The 15,541-nt window shown below is 58.1% G+C and carries 14 protein-coding genes; 8 read left to right on the top strand and 6 right to left on the bottom strand.

Translation table 11 applies throughout. The annotated features are described in order from the left end of the window. The first annotated feature begins 207 nt into the window (after positions 1-207). Together BM399_RS20310 and BM399_RS20305 are read left to right on the top strand one after the other, a co-directional pair. Positions 208-588, top strand: coding sequence for a cyclophilin-like fold protein (locus tag BM399_RS20310; protein WP_092869617.1), 381 nt, complete (start codon positions 208-210; stop codon positions 586-588). A gap of 46 nt (positions 589-634) precedes the next feature. Next, positions 635-1,777 carry an alpha-hydroxy acid oxidase gene (locus tag BM399_RS20305; RefSeq protein WP_092869616.1) on the top strand — a complete coding sequence of 381 codons (1,143 nt, stop codon included), beginning with the start codon at positions 635-637 and terminating at the stop codon, positions 1,775-1,777. Positions 1,778-1,783: 6 nt separating this feature from the next. On the opposite strand, the gene BM399_RS20300 is transcribed toward BM399_RS20305, so the two are convergent. After that, the gene (locus BM399_RS20300; protein ID WP_092869615.1) at positions 1,784-3,007 is read right to left on the bottom strand and encodes an MFS transporter; all 1,224 of its coding nucleotides are present in this window, start codon (positions 3,005-3,007) and stop codon (positions 1,784-1,786) included. 348 nt (positions 3,008-3,355) lie between these two features. On the opposite strand from BM399_RS20300, the gene BM399_RS20295 reads away from it, so the two are divergent. Next, positions 3,356-4,612, top strand: coding sequence for a Mur ligase family protein (locus BM399_RS20295; RefSeq protein WP_177228229.1), 1,257 nt, complete (start codon positions 3,356-3,358; stop codon positions 4,610-4,612). A gap of 144 nt (positions 4,613-4,756) precedes the next feature. Beyond that, positions 4,757-5,698 (top strand): glycosyltransferase family 2 protein, encoded by a 942-nt coding sequence (locus BM399_RS20290; RefSeq protein WP_092869613.1) that lies wholly within the window; start codon positions 4,757-4,759, stop codon positions 5,696-5,698. A gap of 9 nt (positions 5,699-5,707) precedes the next feature. On the opposite strand, the gene BM399_RS20285 is transcribed toward BM399_RS20290, so the two are convergent. Beyond that, positions 5,708-6,796 (bottom strand): polysaccharide pyruvyl transferase family protein, encoded by a 1,089-nt coding sequence (locus BM399_RS20285; protein ID WP_092869612.1) that lies wholly within the window; start codon positions 6,794-6,796, stop codon positions 5,708-5,710. Positions 6,797-6,985: 189 nt separating this feature from the next. Here BM399_RS20285 and BM399_RS21285 point away from each other — a divergent pair, with 189 nt between their 5' ends. Further along, positions 6,986-7,744 carry a hypothetical protein gene (locus tag BM399_RS21285; RefSeq protein ID WP_092869611.1) on the top strand — a complete coding sequence of 253 codons (759 nt, stop codon included), beginning with the start codon at positions 6,986-6,988 and terminating at the stop codon, positions 7,742-7,744. On the opposite strand, the gene BM399_RS20275 is transcribed toward BM399_RS21285, so the two are convergent. Then, the gene (locus BM399_RS20275) at positions 7,738-7,998 is read right to left on the bottom strand and encodes a hypothetical protein (RefSeq protein ID WP_092869610.1); all 261 of its coding nucleotides are present in this window, start codon (positions 7,996-7,998) and stop codon (positions 7,738-7,740) included. The two genes, BM399_RS21285 and BM399_RS20275, sit on opposite strands and share 7 nt — an antisense overlap. A 512-nt stretch (positions 7,999-8,510) precedes the next feature. Here BM399_RS20275 and BM399_RS20270 point away from each other — a divergent pair. Continuing rightward, positions 8,511-9,497: a glycosyltransferase family 4 protein gene (locus BM399_RS20270; protein ID WP_244531411.1), complete on the top strand. Its 987-nt coding sequence runs from the start codon at positions 8,511-8,513 to the stop codon at positions 9,495-9,497. On the opposite strand, the gene BM399_RS20265 is transcribed toward BM399_RS20270, so the two are convergent. Next, complete coding sequence (locus tag BM399_RS20265) at positions 9,489-10,523, bottom strand: glycosyltransferase (protein ID WP_092869608.1); 1,035 nt, start codon at positions 10,521-10,523, stop codon at positions 9,489-9,491. The genes BM399_RS20270 and BM399_RS20265 overlap by 9 nt on opposite strands. Before the next feature lie 14 nt (positions 10,524-10,537). Beyond that, on the bottom strand, positions 10,538-11,353 hold the full coding sequence (locus tag BM399_RS20260) for a glycosyltransferase family 2 protein (RefSeq protein WP_092869607.1): 816 nt from the start codon (positions 11,351-11,353) through the stop codon (positions 10,538-10,540). A gap of 464 nt (positions 11,354-11,817) precedes the next feature. Here BM399_RS20260 and BM399_RS20255 point away from each other — a divergent pair, with 464 nt between their 5' ends. Then, positions 11,818-13,545: a sulfatase-like hydrolase/transferase gene (locus BM399_RS20255; RefSeq protein WP_244531410.1), complete on the top strand. Its 1,728-nt coding sequence runs from the start codon at positions 11,818-11,820 to the stop codon at positions 13,543-13,545. A 9-nt stretch (positions 13,546-13,554) separates the two neighbouring features. Here BM399_RS20255 and BM399_RS21445 read toward each other — a convergent pair whose 3' ends face one another. After that, positions 13,555-13,863, bottom strand: coding sequence for a septal ring lytic transglycosylase RlpA family protein (locus BM399_RS21445; RefSeq protein ID WP_280140603.1), 309 nt, complete (start codon positions 13,861-13,863; stop codon positions 13,555-13,557). A gap of 526 nt (positions 13,864-14,389) precedes the next feature. Between BM399_RS21445 and BM399_RS20245 the strand changes: the two genes are divergently transcribed. Beyond that, the gene (locus tag BM399_RS20245) at positions 14,390-15,328 is read left to right on the top strand and encodes a Tim44 domain-containing protein (RefSeq protein WP_092869605.1); all 939 of its coding nucleotides are present in this window, start codon (positions 14,390-14,392) and stop codon (positions 15,326-15,328) included. The last annotated feature ends 213 nt before the right edge of the window (positions 15,329-15,541 follow it).

Here is a 15,541-nt window from a genome sequence, read left to right as displayed (position 1 = left end):
GAAAGTGCCTCGCAGGTGCTTTTCGCATCTGCAGCATTGGCCATGCATTGCTCGCCGGACGATTCTAGGCAACTTTCAGCCAGCGAGTGGCATTTTGTTCGGGTTCGGAGCCGTGAAGCCCCTTGTGGGCGGAGAGCCTCGATGAGAGACTTCGCCTCTGCGACCGCAGATGATCCCGGTCGCGCGGCATGATCGGGATTGAGCGGTATGCGAAAAATCGTCATCCGGGCCGGGGGTGTTGCCATTCGAGCGAGGCTGCTCGACACGCCCACCGCCGAGCGCATTTGGGCGGCCCTCCCCATCGAGTCCGCGGCGCGCACGTGGGGCGAAGAAATTTATTTCGACGCGCCGGTTAGCTCCGCGGCTGAGCCTGACGCGCGCGTCCTCGTCAAGGCGGGCGACATCGTCTTTTGGCCCGACGGCGATGCGATCTCGATTGGCTTCGGGCCGACGCCGCTATCGAAAACGCGCGGAGAAATTCGCCTCGCCGGACCTTGCAACGTCTGGGCACAGGCTCTCGATGACGTTCGCCAGCTCAAATCCGTCCACCCGGGCGTAGCCATTTCTGTCAGCGAAGCCGATGCATGATTTCGCTTCACTGAAATTCGGCGGCTGAGTTCTTCGGACGGACCGCGTGACACTCGACACTGTTGCCTGCATCGAAGATCTTCGGCGTTTGGCGCACCGCCGGGTGCCGGCCGACGTCATGGGCTATTACGAATCGGGCTCGTACTCGGAGCGGACGCTTCACGCCAATCTCCGCGACCTCGCGAATATAAACATCCGCCAACGCGTTCTCGCAGGCGCTGCCAATCGGAATCTGAGGCAAACCATTCTCGGCGAGAAATCTCGTCTGCCGTTCGCGCTCGCGCCGGTCGGCATGAGCGGATTGGCATATCGCGATGGTGAGATCAGAGCCGCCCGTGCCGCCGCGAAAGCCGGCATCCCGTATACGCTCAGCACGCTCTCGATCTGCTCCATCGAGGACGTAGCCGCCGCAGTCACGCAGCCGTTCTGGTTCCAGCTCTACTTTATGAAGGACCGCGGCTTCGTTGCCGATCTCATTGCCCGCGCGCGAGCTGCGAAGTGCTCCGCTCTCGTGCTGACGGTCGACCTTCAGGTTTTAGGTCAACGCCACCGCGACATTCACAGCGGCCTCTCCGTGCCGCCGCGCCTCCGCCTGCGCACGATAGCCAACACGCTTTCGAAACCTGGCTGGATCGCCAATGTCCTCATGGGCAAAAGGAAGTCCTTCGGAAATGTCCAAGGACGCATCGCCGGGACCGAGGGCCTCGCCTCCTACAGGGATTGGATCGCCAGTCAGTTCGACCAGGCGCTGTCGTGGGACGACGTCGCCTGGGTGCGCAAGCAGTGGCCGGGCAAGCTCATAATCAAAGGCATCCTCGACGTCGAAGATGCACGCCTCGCGGTCCAAACAGGGGCGAGCGCAATCGTCGTTTCGAACCACGGCGGCCGCCAGCTCGACGGTGCCGTATCGTCGATCTCCATGCTGCCGCGCATTGTCGACGCAGTCGGATCGGACATCGAGATCATGTTCGACGGTGGTATCCGATCCGGCCAGGATGTGTTCCGCGCGTTGGCGCTTGGAGCGAAGTCGTGCCTTATTGGGCGCGCCTATCTCTACGGCTTGTGTGCCGCGGGCGAGGCGGGCGTCAGCAAAGCCATAGACATCATCGCCAAGGAACTCGACGTCACGATGGCGCTCGCAGGCGTACGCACCATCGACGCGATAACGCCAAACACCCTCGAGACCTGAACGAGACTATTCGAGCCGGTTCAGATCGCGCAGGGCCGGGAACAGCTTCATCCACAGCAGCGCCACCGCAATCGTTCCAACGCCGCCGAACACGACTGCCGGAACGGCGCCGAGAAGAGCGGCCATCATTCCGCTTTCGAATTCGCCGAGCTGGTTCGACGCGTTGATGAAAAGGAAGTTCACCGCGCCGACGCGGCCGCGCATCTCGTCGGGCGTTGCGAGTTGGACCAGCGAAACCCGGATGATGACGCTGATCGTATCAGCCGCACCCATCACCGCGAGCGCCAGCACCGACAGCCAAAGCGTATGCGAAAGTCCGAAGATCACGGTCGCAACGCCGAACACGATGACCGCTTGGAACATGCGCATTCCAACCCGGTCGATGATCGCGTGGCGGCTGAGAAACCCCGTCATCAATAAGGCGCCGACGGCCTGTGCGCCGCGTAGCATTCCGAGCCCCCACGGCCCCGTCTGCAAGATGTCGCGAGCGTAGATCGGCAGCAGCGCGGAAGCGCCGCCAAGCAGAACCGCAAAGAGATCGAGTGAGATCGTGCCCAGGATGGCGGGATTATTGCGAACGAAATGCAGGCCCGCGAAGAGGGCCCCAGGTGTCGGTGACTCTCGCGCGCTGACCGGCCTCTCGATTTTGATCCCGCCATTGAGGATTGCCGCTGTCGCCCAGAACCCCGCCATGATCGCGTAAGGCAATGCTGCGGAGACACCGTAGGAAAGTCCGCCGACAGCCGGACCGGTGATGGCCGCGAGCTGAAAGACCCCGGTTGAAAGCGCGGTCGCTTTTTGCAGCATGCCGGTAGGCGCGACGGCCGGCAGCAACGCAGCCGTCGAAGGGCTCTCGAACGCGGCGGCAACGCCGAAAAGCGCGACGGCGGCGAAGATCTGCGGCACGGTCAGCCAGCCTTCGTAACTGCCCCACGCGAGAAAGAGCGCGATAACGGCCTCGATGAGCTGGCAGAGCTGCATCAACCGCCTGCGGTCATATCGATCAGACACGTGTCCGGCGACGAAGACCAGAACTGCAGTCGGCAGAAATTGCGCGAGACCGGCCATGCCGAGGGCAAGCGCGCTGCTCGTCATGTCGTAGATCTGCCAGCCGACAGCGACCGTCAGGATTTGCGATGAAAATTTCGAGAAACCGCGCGCCCAAAGGAAGACCTGCAGCGGTCTATGGCCCCAAAGGCCCGGCGTCTGAGGAAGAATAACAGGTGGCATCGGTCGGCTAATGCCGTCTCCGTCGCGATTTCGATCGAGAAGCCTCCGCGGCGACGGATCGCCTCAAGCGACCGCGGAAATGGTGGCCTCGCGACGGCTTAGTACGAACCGCTCTGACCGTCAAACGGCGAGCAAAAACAATGAAGCGGTGGTTGTTCGCTATCGCGGAAGTAATGCGCGAGCGTGTTTGTGCGTCCGCGGCTCAACGTGCTAGATCTATTTCGTCAGCCAGAAATCGATAGCGGCACACAGAAAGCTGCTCGTCTCTTGGGCTCAATTTCCGCAGATCGACTGCGCAAAAGCGCGACTGAATTAATGCGGCGAGGGCCGTCAGGGGGAGGCTATGGGGTGACGACCGCGAAGCCAAATGCCGTTCGTCACGCCTTCAAACGCCTGCGCAAAAAAATTCGCGAAGTCAGAGCCCGCGTTAATCGCCGGCTCACGAACGCCAAAGTTATCGCGGTTACCGGAAGTAGCGGCAAAACGACAACCGTCGCTCTGTTGGCGCACATTCTATCTGAAAAAGGCAGTGTTCGGTCACAGTTCGTTGCCAATCAATTTCGGGACGCCGTTCATACCCTCCGGCGCCTTAGGCGGAGAGACGCTTTCGTCGTGCTCGAGCAGGGAACGGAGGCGCCAGGTCAATTACCTAAAGCTGCAGAGCTGATAAAGCCCGATATCGCGATCGTCACACTCGTCGCAATCGAGCATTGCACGGCATTTCGAACGATCGAAGCTGTTGCGGAAGAGAAAGCCAGCTTTGTTCGGACTCTGCCTGTCAACGGGAGAGCCATTTTAAATTTCGACGATCCGCACTGTCGCGCGATGGCAGAAATGACTCGTGCAAAATGCGTGTTTTTCGGAGTGGAGGGCGGTGAGTATCGGGCCACCGATTTGAATTTATCGTCAGATGGCACTCTTGATTTCGTTCTACACAGTCGCCACGGCCGCATGCCTCTTCGAACTCAGCTGCTCGGCAAGCACAATTGGCTGTCGGTGACCGCAGCCGTAACGTGCGCGCTCGAATTGGGAGTGTCGGCCGATACAATTGCCGAGAAAGTCGCAAGTTTCTCAGCCGTGCACGGTCGAATGAGCGTCTACAGTGTGAATGGACGGAAGTTTATTCTCGATACGGAGAAGGCGCCATATCACAGTATCGGATTGCCCTTGGAGACCTTGAGAACCATCGCCGCCACCAAAAAGCGATTCATTCTGGGTCAGATCAGCGACTACAGGGGGAACTCCGACAGAAAGTACCGCGACACGTATCAGGCCGCGGCCAAAGTAGCCGACGAAGTTTGCTTTGTCGGTGCGAGGGCACATAAGGCGCATGCGCCACGTCACGACGTCGAGACCGGAAAATTCCGGGCGTTCGCGAGCATGGAGGCGCTGGCCAGGCACTTGACGGATACCGCTCAAGAAGGCGAAGTTATTTTATTGAAGTCTGCGAGAAATTTGCACCTCGAGCGGCTGATGCTTGATGCCGTTGAGCCAGTCAGGTGTTGGGCAAATGAGTGTGGAAAAAAGACTTCCTGCTTTGAATGCGGATTGTTCGGAGCGGCGTTCGATGAACATGAAGGGCGCTCGCGCTCTCGACGTCGCTGAAACCGATGAATTGACGCTTGCAGAGTTATCAACACGGTATTCCCAGCATATTGAAACCGCGAGAGGCATTTCGGGCTTTAAGGCTCGAATCGCTTCAGTTTAAGACATCGATTTCATGCCATTGACTATGCTGGTGACGAGCAGATGACTGAATTTGTTGTCGCGGTTTGCACAGCGCAGCGACCGGAAATGCTGAGGAGATGTCTGGAAAGTCTCGTACATCTGACAGCACCGTCCGATGCGCGTATTCGCATTGTCGTTATCGAAAACGCGTTGACGCCGGATTCAGCGGAAATCGTGTCTGCCATACAGCAACAAACACCGATAGAAATCCATTACCGGCTCGAACAACGATTGGGAATTCCGTTTGCCCGTAACGCAGCGCTTGATTTGGCAAACGCACTTGGTGCCGACTGGATCGCGCTGATCGACGATGACGAATATGCCGAACCTGACTGGCTGATAAAACTTTATGAAGCCTGCGTTACATTTGAAGCCGATGTAGCAAATGGACCCGTCGAACAGATCTGCGTGGGAGAGCCCCCCGATTGGTGGACGCCGCGCGTCAGGCCGTGCCGTCCGACGGGAAAAATTCTGCGAGGAGCGCCAACCAACAACATTTTGATGCGTGCGCATTTGGTGCGCAAAGACGGCTTGGCGCTACGATTTGACGAACGGCTGTTGGGCGGTTCGGAAGATGTCGAGTTCTTCCGGCGGGCAACACGCAATGGTGCAAAAATCATCTGGGTGGCCGAAGCTCGGCTCCGCGAGGAGCTGCCGGCGTCTCGCCTTTCCGTCAAAAAGCGCATTTCGCGGACATACATGGTCGCGACTTCGCAAGCTCAGGTTTTACGAATTCAGCAGGGAGCCGTCAGGGGCTTTCTGACGTTGCTCCCAAAGATATCGCGCGGACTTGTCCTAGGAAGCCTCGTTTTGCTCTGCGGCGCGATCGTATGGATCATTCTCCCCACAGCCGGAAAAGCATTGTTCTATGGTGGAGCTCTCCGTATCGTCAAAGCCGCGGGCCAGATCTTGGGCGGCTTTGGATTTTACAGCGCTTATTATCGATCCATCGACGGCAGATAATTGCCGTGATCAAGCGCACAAGATTTCTTTGATTGCGGATCGATAGCGCATTTTTTGAGACATGAGACCTTCCGTGATCTCGTCGAAGGACGTCTGGCCGTCCATCAGCGCTTCATATGCCTCGATGACTGCCGGAACCTGCGTCACGAACGAGGCGTCGTCGGCCAGCATGACGTGCAAACCGCTTGCTCCGATTTGATCTGTCAGTGCAGATTTTTTCTGATCATCGACGGACGATTGAGTCATTTCCTGCCGTCGGCTCAGAACGATGACGGGGATGCCGTGATTGATCGCATTCACCGTAAGATGATAGACGTCGCTCACGATGAACCGGCATTGTGCGAACGCTTCTAACGCGCCGGAAAAAATCTTCTTCTGCGATATTCTTCGCTTGCCGACGCTCCACGGCACTTCAATAGCGGTCAATCCCGTCGCCTTGCTGATAGCGTCGAGCCCCTCGGCGACATCTTGGACCTTGGATCTCGCAAAGCAGTATCCGAAATATTTGCTCTCCCGAAAATCCTCTCTCTTCTGGGGATCCAGCAAAAATGCCGGGTCAAGGCCGGTTGAAATGTTGCTGCGTGGTGAGCCCCCCGCGGCCTCCACAAGTTCCGCCCCGGACTGGGATTCTCGCGGCAAGATCCGTGTTGCAGTGTCGGCAAAGGTCGCCAGCGATGCGGAGAGGTTGTGCCGTGTCGCCGCCTCGCGTGATCCAAGAAAGCAGTTGCCGATGGAGGCGACGACCGTGGTCTTCGGCAAAACACTGGAAAGTTCGAGATGCAGACCAATCCAGTTGGCCACGCCCTCAGTGGCTGTGCGCGCGTACCCGAACTTGACTTCCCGGTTCGCAAAGTCCCGCGTGCCGTATACGGGATTGTTTTGGAAATCGCCCCAAAAGAGGAGGTGTGAGTACTGTGCAAGCTTGTTTGGAGTCCTGGAGACCTGATACTTCAAGGGCAGTCGCCAGCGTCGCTTTTGAAAGTTGATCAGGGTGTGTTCGATGTTCCACGCGTCGAACACCCGGCTGGCCGCGAGATCAACCGAGAACATGCCTGTGTTGCCGGGGTTGAACGCGCATACGATTCCTACTTTCCGCATTGGCCTTCTGAACTGTCCTGCTCGAATATCACCAAAGTTCCCTGTGAAATACTCGATAGCAATGAATCCTGTCGAGCGCCACGAAGCCGTTGGCGGCTGCCCATGTCATCGACTATTCAAGCCGGGATAGGACAACGCATTGGATGGGACTTGCGCCCCCTTCCTGCGGTGAGCAGAAGCGATTTTTGAATGACCGAAGATACGATATATTTTTGCATGCCGCTGATTGGCCGGCTCGCAGCAAACAATTGGGATCATGTCGTCGAGTTGTTGGACCAGACCCTTCAGTCCGTACTTACGCAGGAAGGAAACATTCGGGTTCTGGTGGCATGCAACGACGTTCCGGCTTCCCGGTTCATCGATGATCCTCGATTAGAATTTCTTCGCGTACAAGGGGCAGTCCCTCAGACTTGGGGCGAAAAAATACGCGATAAGACGATCAAGCTTCGCAGGATCGCCGATGAAGTTTGCCGTCGCGGTGGCGGGTACGTCGTGATGATGGACGCGGACGATCTCGTCAGTAATCGTCTGACGCGGCACATAACGCTCACGGACAATAAGATCGGCTACCTATTTCAGGCCGGATATTTGTTCAATGTCGCAGGGCAAAATTTTTGCCTGACGAATGATTTCCCAAGCCATTGCGGCACATGCGGCGTCTTCTACCTTGGAGAAAATGATCTGACGCCGGGCGTCGGCGTCTGCGCGATCATAGAAAACGGAAAACACACCGAGTACGCAAAACACAGCGCAGCAATGGGGCGGAGGTTAGAAGCAGTTCCGTTTCCTGCGGCGATCTATCTTAGACATCACGGTGACAATGTCAGTCTGGCGAGGAAATCAATTCTGCGGTTCCGAAAGACAAGAAATCTCGTTCGCCGACTCCTCAGCCGTATTTACATCAACGACGAAATTCGCGCCGAATTCAGTATCCCGCCGCATTATTGATCGATCGTACGGCCGACGGTTCTCTTCGCCTTTCGCGACCGGATGAACTCGGCAATGGCCCGTGTCGCGCGAAAAGCCTGATTGACTGCAGCAACGACGAGCAAACACGCGCCGAGCCAAAGTACGACCGCAATTGCGTAATCGACGAGATTGCGGCCATCCCCCAGCAAGGCATGGACGATTCCGAAGATGCCCAGCACGACCAGGAAGACCAGCGCGATCGGCGCAAAATCGGGTTGTTCGCCTTGAGGCACCGTCTGATCCCGTCAATGGATGCTGTTATTGTTGCGCGGATGCCATCACGGAATAGTTAGTAACGCAACGCATACAAAACCGTAACAAAACGAACGCTATTCAGCCTTTGCTGACCACCAAGAACTCCTGACGAGCCCATTTTAGTGGCTTGCCGGGAGGCACAATGGGAAGTGGTCAAAGGCGGGCGTTTTCCCCCGGACACATCGGGTCGCTTTATCAGGGTTATCAAGCTGGAAGCGGCAGCGGCTTCCACAAGGATAAACCGCCGGCGGGCCGACTCCGAAATATTCTGACTGCCATCCGACGTACAAAGAGTAGTGGTACTGCGCCAGGCGGTAACGCGGCCGGACCCTCGACGCCGGTATCCGTACGTGACCTCGAGATCGTCGCGCCGAATTTCACCCGGCGCCTGTCGGGCGTCACGTCCACGCTCGAACGGATTTTGCCTGTATTGGCGCGCAGCGCGAGAATTGCTGCATTGGGTCCTGGGTTGGCGCCCTCGACGCCTAAAATGAGCGTTCTCGATTTGCCGATGCTCTGGCGAAAGCCAGCCGACGGAGATTACCGGATTTGGCACGCGCGCCGGAATATCGAGATGCTGGCCGGAGTCGTGTTGCGGGACGTGCTTGGCTTTCCTCTGCGGCTCGTGTTCACTTCGGCATCGCAACGACATCATACCCGCTGGACCCGCTCGTTGATCGCCCGCATGGACGGCTTGATCGCGACGTCCACCAAAACGGCAACGTACCTCCAATATCCGGCGACAGTGATTGGCCATGGCATCAACACCGACGCGTTTCATCCGGCGCAAAGTCGGGCTGCTGCGCGCGACGAGCTTGGCCTTCCGGACCTGAAGCTGGTTGGCTGCTTTGGCCGCATTCGCCCCGGAAAAGGGAGCGATGTTTTCGTGGACGCTATGCTGCGCGTACTCCCGTCGCGCCCCGGCGTCGGCGCAGTATTGGTAGGCCGTGCAACCTTTGCGCATACGGAATTTCTGGCGGAGCTTCGGGATAAGATCGCAGCCGCGGGGCTTGACGAACGGTTTCTGATTTTGCCGGAAGCCGGAACGTCGGAAATGCCGCGCTGGTATCGCGCGCTCGATGTCTTTGTCGCTCCGCAACGATGGGAGGGATTTGGAGTGACCCCGCTCGAAGCCATGGCAAGTGGCTTACCGGTCGTCGCGACGACGGTCGGAGCTTTTCCTGAGATCGTAGTCGATGATACCGGTATCTTGGTCGCGCCATCGGATGTGGAGGCACTCGCGGCAGCAACGGCCCGCTTGCTGGACAATCCGGAACGCGCTGCGGAAATGGGAGCAGCAGGCCGCGGCCGCGTCGCAGCAGAGTTCTCGATTGAAACCGAAGCAGGCAAGATCCTCGAAGTTTATCGAGCCTTGTTGCGATACCCGGCGCCGGCCGCGGAAGCGAGCGCAAGCGGGCTCGATCATCAACCTCACGCATTGAGCGAGCGGCAGCTAGGCGAGGCAAGTCTACGCTAGTGCCGAGGGCTTCTGCTTGAAGAGATCGATGTAGGCGTTGGCGACTGCTTCTTCGGAAAACCAGTCGGTAAGCGTCCTACTGCCATTCTCGGCAATTCGCGCCGCGAGATCCGGGTCGGCGATCAATCGCGCGATCGCATTCGAGAGACCTTTCACATCGCCGATGTCGACGAGCAATCCGTTCTCGCCATCCCGCATGAACCAGGACGGCCCTTCCGCACGGCTTGATACAACCGGCTTTTGTTGCGCCCAAGCTTCGAGGATGACGTTTCCGAGCGGCTCATGGCTCGATGGCATAACGAAAATGTCGGCAGCAGCGAGATACGGACGCGGATCGGATTGCCAGCCGAGAAATCGCGTCCGATCGAACATTCCAAGATCCGTTGCCAGCTTTTCAAGATTGGCGCGCTCTTCGCCGTCGCCTGCGAGCCAGAGATGAACGCCCGGCAGCAGCGAAACAGCAGCGATGAGCTGCGCAAAGCCCTTGCGCTCAACAAAGCGCCCCATGGACATGACCACAGGCGCGGAAGGCGGCGTGCCGAGTGCCGTGCGATCGGCGGAAACGGAACGATCGGTGTTCGTGAAGTTGGATATGACCTCGACGCCGCGCGTCCATCCGATCTTTCGGACATGCTCGCCAATCGCGGGCGTATTGCAGACGAGAACATCGCAATTTTTGAAATAGCCGAGATTTGTCGGGAAGTCGCCGAGCCGCGAGATCCGGATGCAGTCCTTGTAATTCGGCATGAGGCGGCTTGCCCTCGTTGCCCATGCGAAAAGCGCATCGGGCTTCGTCGCGCGAGCGATGCGCTTGACCTTGAGCGGCAATAAAATCCGTTCGGGCGAAAGATTGCGGAAGTTACTTTCGATGATGTTTGCGGAACCTTCGATTTCGCTGCGCCAACTCCTGTTTTTGCGAATGACGACGGTTTGCTCCAGGCCGCGGCGGGCGAGCGCACGAACGAGATGAACGAAAAAGCGCTCCGCGCCGCCGTCCTTGCCAAAGTGATAGTGCATCACGTGCATTCGCGAACCCGTAATTATCCGGCTGTGTCGACAGTGGGATGGCGCTTCATCGCGTGACGTTGATAGATTTTGGCTTGAGTCAAAAACGCATACACCGCGCCGGTTGCAGATTGGATGAAGCCCGGAACGCCACAGCGCCATAGACCGTGTCTAAAATAAAGCCGGAGGAAATAAATTGGCGGACTGAAGATGAGCTTCATCACGCTCGCTGGCTTTCCTTGCGCCACCTGTTGATCAGCCTTTAGGGTGGAGTAACGATTTTCCTTCAGAATTTGCTCATCCATGATGAGCGGACGAAAATGCAGGATGCTGCCGGCCCCGGCATCGTTGACCTGCCCCGAGGGGATAATGCCCTCGTGAACCGTTTGCGATAGATCGTAAGCGCCTTTGCCTTTCCGGATAAGACGAAGGTTTTTACGCTCACGCACGTGCTCCGGCGTGTAGCCGAGACCAATCAAATAGGGCCGGCGCGCCACACGCCAGCCGACGACGGCGACGTCCGCTCCGATCAGCTCCGGTAACGCCTTGGCGAGCGTCGCATCCAAACGTTCGTCGGCATCGATGTTGAGAGCCCAAGGTTGGTTGCATTGATCGAGCGCGAACTGCTTCTGCGCCGCGTAACCGCGCCAGGCCTCCTGGAACACGCGTATCGGCCATCCCTGGTCGATGTAAGTGCGGATCAACGCGAGCGTGCCGTCCGTCGATCCGGAATCGACGATGACGATCTCCGCGCAATCGGCGAGGCTCTCTATGCAATTGCCGAGATAGCGCTCTTCGTTGAGGCAAATGATAAAAGCAGAAATGGGAAGACGAGACACGGCGTCGTCCATAAACGGTCTCCGCAAAGCCCGGAAGATATAAACGTCGCGTGCGCGAGCGCAATGTGCGTCTGCGTTTCCGTTGCGTTCGGATAGTTACAGACTTGTATGATTTCGACTTCGCTCGCTGCGCGACGGACGCCGGCAACGGGTATCCGCGCCGTCCGCGGGAAAAAATCCTCGACGGCAAATGGATATTCCGCGCGCCCCATCGGGCGGAGTGCGAGCGTCCGTCCGGCGCCCTCTCCAGGACAATCGTGCGGATCCTCTGCCTTTCTCGATTCTGCCTTCCTGGATGACGAGATGCGCCTGCGCAACCGGGATGTCGCCCCGGGCGGTTGCATTGCAGCATGAGGGCTAATTCATCATCACCCTCAAATCCGCCGCGGAATGAGAAGAAACGTATTGAACTAAACTGGACGAGAGCTACGTTGTTTTGCCCGCCGACCGGGGGTCTCCAAGGCGACTGCATTCCCATGAGTGTCGAACTGATTGATCGGACCGGGTCGCTGACGCGCATCGGTGACCAACCGCTTCAGCGTCAGCTTTCGGCTGCCGCCGTCTGGTACGCAACGAGCGCAATTGCGGCGAGCCTTGCTTATTACCATTGGTGTTATGAAGGTTGGCTCCAAACCATCATCTTCGCAGGGGCGATCACGGCGGCTCTGATATGCGCGCTGACGTTTCTTTCCAGGCGCATCCTTTTTTCCATCACGCTGATCGCGCTCTTGGTCGCGTCGATCGTTATCGCCTCCGATATCAAACAGCACTACATCGAGATGGTGCTGCATGCCTACGACGTTGTATTTTACCTGACGTCATGGTCGACCGTCGTCTACCTATGGACGGACCACAGGTCGATGTTGCTCGCGCTTCTGGCGATGATTTCGATCGCTCTCGTCTCGGGCCTGTTGCTTTGGCGCCTTGATAGCTCGCGTGTTCCGCGTCGTTTCAGCGGCGGACTGTTCGTCCTTTGCGTCGCCCTGAGTGTCGGGGCGAGCTACGCGAAAGGAGAACGGCGGAATACGCAGTTCTACTGGGACCATCTCTACGTTTCGTCGTTCTATTCCTCGTGGTCGGAGACTTTAGAGACGCTGTGGAAAGGCCAATTGTTTGACGCGCTGAAGTCGCAGCCAATGCCGCCCTTCAAAATTCCCACATGCGCTCTGCAGCAGAAGCCGCCGCACATTATCCTGATCCACCAGGAAAGCGTTTTTCCTCCCTCATACTTCTCCGAAATCAACTACGACCACCGGCTCGACCCGTTCTTCAAGTCGTTCGACGGGCGCCTGCACAAGCTGCGCGTAGAAACGTACGGCGGAGCGTCCTGGCTCACCGAGTTCTCGGTTCTCGCCGGCGTATCCTCCTATTCGTTCGGCGGTATGCGCACGTTCGTCCAATCGCTCATGCAGGGAAAGATCCACGACGCCGTACCGCAGGTTCTGGCGCGCTGCGGATATCACAACAGCGTCTTCTACCCGGTTCCGAAGGCGTTCGTTTCCAATGATCGCTTCTACGCGACCGTCGGAATGCCGGAGATTTTCGATTACAGGGCGCAGGGCGCAAAGCGCTTCGACGAGCGGGATCGCTTCTACTATGCAAACGCGTTGAACGACATCGAGCGCCACGTCGCGGTGTCGAACAGCCCGCTCTTCACTTTCGTCATCACGTCGGCGACCCACCTTCCGTACGACAAGACGTACGAACCAAACGTGCACGTTTCGGGCGGCGGCCCGGGAACCGATCCGGAAATGAATGAATATCTGCGCCGTCTCGCGTTGGCGCACATGGACTACGACGAATTTCGGACTTCACTCTCGAAACGCTTTCCAAACGAGCGCTTTCTCATCGTGCAATACGGCGACCACCAGCCGATCGCAACGCGCATGCTGCTCGGCTTCGACGAGAGTTCGTTCGCCGAAGACATCAAGCTGACCCCTGAAAGCCGGGGCCTGCTGACGTACTATTCCGTTGATGGCGTGAACTACCGTCCCCCGTCCTTGCCGGAGGTCGATGTTGTCGATGTGCCTTATCTAGGCACGATCATGCTACAGGCCGCACGGTTGCCGTTGCCCGACTCCTATCAGGAACGGTTACGCCTTTTGGGTCTCTGCGACGGACGCTACTTCACGTGCAAGAAATCGCAGGAAATCCTAGCGTTCCACCGCCGTCTCATGGATTCGGGCCTCATCGATGCACGATAATCGCCCCGGCTAACGACGGGTAAGTTCAACACGCATCAAGTCGGAGGAGCCGATAGCGTTCGCTGCTCCTTCCGATAAATCAATGATGCGTCCTTTCACAAAAGGACCGCGATCGACGATCGTGACGATCACTGAGCGGCCATTGGCCAAGTTCCTCACCTTGATGCGCGTTCCAAAGGGAATGGTGCGATGCGCAGCCACCTTGCTCCGGCACGTCATCTTTCGCCCGCTTGCACTATCGTGGTGACAATATCGAGAGGCGATCCCAACCTGACCGGCGGCGACGCCCTCCGGAACTAGGATCGCAAAAGCCGCCATAAAAAAGATTGTGCGCATATTGGCCTGCCAGCTTACCGATGTCGGGGCTGTAACCACGCGCGGACACAAACGGTTGCAAGATTTGTGTGGTTAAAGAAATTCGTGCGCATCGTTCGGATCGGAATGTCAGCAGCCTATGGCCACTGACGGATCAAGGTTGAGTTGCGCTCATTCCCGCAAACGCACGGGCGCGGGATAGATATCCCAGGATCGAAGCAAATATCGAAATGCTCGATGATCGCTGGATGGCGACCATTCGCGTTCGCATCGCCAACAAGAAGCGAGAAGCGGCGCAGCACCCGGGCCACTCGCTCAGCACCTCATCGCAAAGCCGGACGCCAAAATCTTCATCCCGGCTTACCAGCACTTTCGCTCTGAGGACTTGTTTGTCGCAAGATCTGCGACCCGTCCCATTGAGCGGCTGCTGCGACCCCGAAAAAGACGGGTCTTGCGTCGGTCAAATCCGTGACATTCAGCGATCGCGCACCCATATACCCTCTGAAGTCATTTCTATTCGGGGATATGTATGTCGCTTTCACGTTTAGTCGCTCTCATCCTTACTCTGGCGGCGGGGTTCGCGATTGTCGCAGCCGACGTCGCCAATGCACGCGCTGGGGGCGGCAGAAGCTTCGGTAGCAGGGCAGGTAAAACTTTCATGGCGCCGCCGCCGACGAATACGGCTCCGAAGGCCGCGCCGATCGAAAGATCCATGGCTCCGAAAAGCGCTCCCGCGAGCGCACAGCCCGCCGCAGCGGCAGCGCAACCCTCGCGCTTCGGTGGAATGCGCGGCCTGCTCCTGGGCGGTTTGTTCGCAGCCGGCCTCGCAAGCATCTTCGGATTCGGCGCATTGGCGAGTGTCCTCGGATTTTTCCTGCAGTTCGCGCTTATCGCCGGCATCGTCTACCTCGTGCTGATGCTGCTTAGAATTCGCAACCAGCCGGCTTTTGGGCGCGCCGTCCCACAGGGCCTTGGGCGGACGCCGCAGCGTGATACGCTTGCGCAAGCCGGCCTCGCCCGCGCCTCCGCAACCAGCGCCGGTGCGTCTGAACCGGCGCTCACGATCGGTGGGGATGACTTCGATTCGTTCGAGAGACGGCTCGGGGATATTCAAACCGCATATGGCCGCGAGGACGTTGACAAGCTGGGAGCCATGACCACGCCGGAGATGCTCTCCTATTTCAGCGAGGAAATTTCGGAAAAGGCAAAGCAGGGTCTGCGCAATGAAATCTCCGGCGTAAAACTCCTGCAAGGTGACCTGGCGGAGGCTTGGCGCGACAACGGCTCGGACTATGCGACGGTTGCGATGCGCTACTCCCTCATCGACGCAACGGTAGAACGGGAGACGGGTCGCGTCGTCTCCGGTGATCTTGACCGTCCCACCGAAGCAACAGAACTCTGGACGTTCCGTCGTGACGATCGTGCTCGTGCCGATGGCTGGCAGCTTTCCGCCATCCAGCAGGCGTGACCCGAAGCCGACGTGCGAGGGCAAATTTCAAGGCGCTGATTTCGGTCAGCGCCTTTTTTGCATCTCAAACGGATCTGACACGGTTGGTGGCCCGCCAAGACTTGAACCTGGAACCCGACGGTTATTCGTCTGATATCACATGATCGCACCTGACCTCGCATGATCGCCAAGGAACACGAATAACGCCGATAAAATAAGCATTTGTTGATAGTT

Origin of the sequence: Hyphomicrobium facile (assembly GCF_900116175.1) — a bacterium.
GTDB classification, from domain to species: domain Bacteria; phylum Pseudomonadota; class Alphaproteobacteria; order Rhizobiales; family Hyphomicrobiaceae; genus Hyphomicrobium_B; species Hyphomicrobium_B facile.
The sequence above is the reverse complement of the archived record's forward strand: the minus strand, read 5'-3'. Positions and strand labels throughout refer to the sequence as shown.